Annotated in this window: 2 protein-coding genes and 1 tRNA gene; 2 read left to right on the plus strand and 1 reads right to left on the minus strand. The window is 63.6% G+C overall.

What is annotated here, in order from left to right; all coding sequences use genetic code 11:
- Nucleotides 1-133: 133 nt before the first annotated feature.
- Both WC739_RS25360 and WC739_RS25365 read left to right on the plus strand, forming a co-directional pair.
- A complete protein-coding gene (locus tag WC739_RS25360) occupies nucleotides 134-478 on the plus strand; it encodes a VOC family protein (protein ID WP_372955734.1) in 345 nt (114 codons plus the stop codon).
- Nucleotides 479-607: 129 nt separating this feature from the next.
- Nucleotides 608-682: transfer RNA gene (locus tag WC739_RS25365), tRNA-Gln, on the plus strand.
- Nucleotides 683-759: 77 nt separating this feature from the next.
- Here the strand turns inward: WC739_RS25365 and WC739_RS25370 are convergent.
- Nucleotides 760-2,573: AGE family epimerase/isomerase (locus WC739_RS25370; RefSeq protein WP_372955733.1), on the minus strand; the 1,814-nt coding region annotated here is incomplete at its 5' end.

Consider the following 2,573-nt stretch of genomic DNA (forward strand, 5'->3'; position numbering starts at 1 on the left):
GATGCTGCATTGCGAAAGGCAAGGCATCTCAAAGCCAACTCTGCGCTACAATCGATTAAGCAAAGGCCCCCTCAAAAACACTTGTCACCCCAACCAACGGGGGCTAGAACATATCAAGAACAAGAGGCGCCCGATGAAACTGTCCGGAAAACTCGACTACCTCGAAATGCCTGCGACCCGCGGCACGCTGGACCGGTTGAAGGCATTCTACAGTGCCGCCTTTGCCTGGTCGTTCACGGATTATGGGCCAACCTATTCGGCCTTTGCCGAAGGTCTGGAAGGCGGATTCCAGGCCGATGCCGCGGAGGCGCCTGCAAAACCGCTGCCGGTGCTCTACAGCCAGGATCTGGAAGAAGCGTTTGGCGCCGTCCAAAGTGCCGGTGGCACGATCACCAAACCGATCTTCCCCTTCCCCGGCGGCCGGCGCTTCCACTTTGCCGATCCGGCGGGCAATGAGCTTGCCGTCTGGGGCGAATAAGCGCGCGATTGCATACATCAAGCGACGCTGTTTTGCTGCCGGGTACAATGTTCGCGCCATCGCTCATAGGCATTGTGCTTTTTTGGCGCTCTGCTAATAACGCGCCGCCCAAGCGACTCTGACGGCAATTGGGGCGTCGCCAAGTGGTAAGGCATCGGTTTTTGGTACCGACATTCCCAGGTTCGAATCCTGGCGCCCCAGCCATCCAGCCACGGCCCCATTTACACACCACTCCGGCTTCATCGCCTATCGACAGAGGCTAGCTGGCCAGGTTGGAACCATCATCGCTGGTCCAAGGTATTGTCCAGATACTGGGTGAGCGCGCAGACCAGGTGGTAGAATATGCTGGCCGGGACGTCCGTGGCCACAGAGCGGCCGCGCTGGTCGATGCGGTCGATCCACAGGCCAAGCGGCGCCGGATCGATGTGCCAGCGGAACAGCCGGCCGACACGCTCCTCGATCTCCGGCTTGAGGTCGGGGCCCCCCGAACCATCCAGCGCGATCGCCGCCTTGACGGCCTCGGCCTGTGGCCAGCTGCGCGATATCAGGTCGAGCGGCAGTGCCTGGCGCGAGACGGCGCCATAGGCAAGGCCGGTGGCACGGTTGAACCCGTTGGCGATGGCCGAGGCATAGAGCTTCCTGGCAAAGCCGCTCAGTTCGGTCTGGCCGCTGCGCGCCGCGAAATCGACCAGCAGCGAGGCCCATTCGAAATGGTGGCCGGGCTCGGTCCAGGTCCCCTTCTCGCCGGCGGACGGTTTCCATTCGGCATCGAAATACTCGCCGAGCGTCCAGCTTTCCGGGTCGAAGAAATGGCTGCGGAAGAGGTCGATGATGCGCGCCGCGCGGCGCAGATAGGTGCGCTCGCCAGTCGCCTGGTGCCAGGCAAGGAACGCCTCCAGGAGGTGCATGTGCGGGTTGGAGCGGCGCTCGCCCTCACCGTCCGACGTCTCGAGGAAGCCGGTCATGCGGCGATCCTCGAGATGCGCGTCGAGAAAGGCGAACGTCTCCTCGCCAAGCCGCAGCGCATCCGCATTGCCTGACATGTGCGCATGCGCCAGCGCCAGGAGCACGCAGGAGTGGTCGTAGGCGTCCTCGGTGGCATCGGCGACCGAACCATCGACGTTCAGCGTGCGGACCCAGCCGCCCTTGGCGGTTCGGCCGTTCCTGGTCATGAACCCGATGCCATGGTTGATCAGGCGGTCGGCCGGACCATCCCAGCCGCGCGCCCTGGCGACGGCGAAGGCATAGACCTGTCTTGCCTGCGTGCGCATGCGCTTGGGCTTCATCAGCGGCGTGCCGTCGAAGGCCAGCGCCTCGTGGAACCCGCCTTGCCGCTCGTCGACACCCGCTGTCGACCACAGCGGCAGGGTCTCCTGGAACAGCCAGTGGTGCACGCGCCGGCGCCAGGCGCCGCTTTCGATGACGCGGTCATGCGCCGGCGTGAAGCGGGTTTCCAGCCGGCCCGACTTTTCGAGCTGCTCGACGATCTTCTTGACGTGCTGGCTATGGCTGACCGGGGCGACGAAGGTGGCGTCGGCGGTCGAGACGATAGCGACATCCTTCATGCCGATCGCCGACAAAAGGCGGCCGTCGCTGCGGATATAGGAATTCTCGCAATCGATGGCGACGACATCGCCGATGATGACGTTGCCTTGCTTGTCCGAAGGGCCGACATCGAGCAGCGACTGCCAGGAGCCGAGATCGTTCCAGCGAAAGCCGGCCGGCACCATGGCGATGTCCCTGGCGCGCTCCATGATGGCATAATCGATCGAATTGGACGGGATGGCCGCATAAAGCTCCAGCGGCATGTAGAGCCCGGACAGATCCGATGTCGCGGCCTGATAGGCGGCCTCGGTGGCGTTCCATATGTCGGGCTGGAAGGCCAGGAATGCGTCGCGCATGGCGCCGGCCCGAAACAGGAAGATACCCGTGTTCCAGTAGAAATTCCCGGCCTCGAGGTAGGCCTGTGCGGTGGCCAGGTCCGGCTTTTCGACGAAACGCGACACATCGAAAATGCCGCCGCTTTCGGCCGCGACCTCGATATAGCCGTAACCGGTCTCGGGCTGCGTCGGCTTGATGCCGAACACCACCAGCC

This window comes from Mesorhizobium sp., assembly GCF_041661565.1.
Classification (GTDB): domain Bacteria; phylum Pseudomonadota; class Alphaproteobacteria; order Rhizobiales; family Rhizobiaceae; genus Mesorhizobium.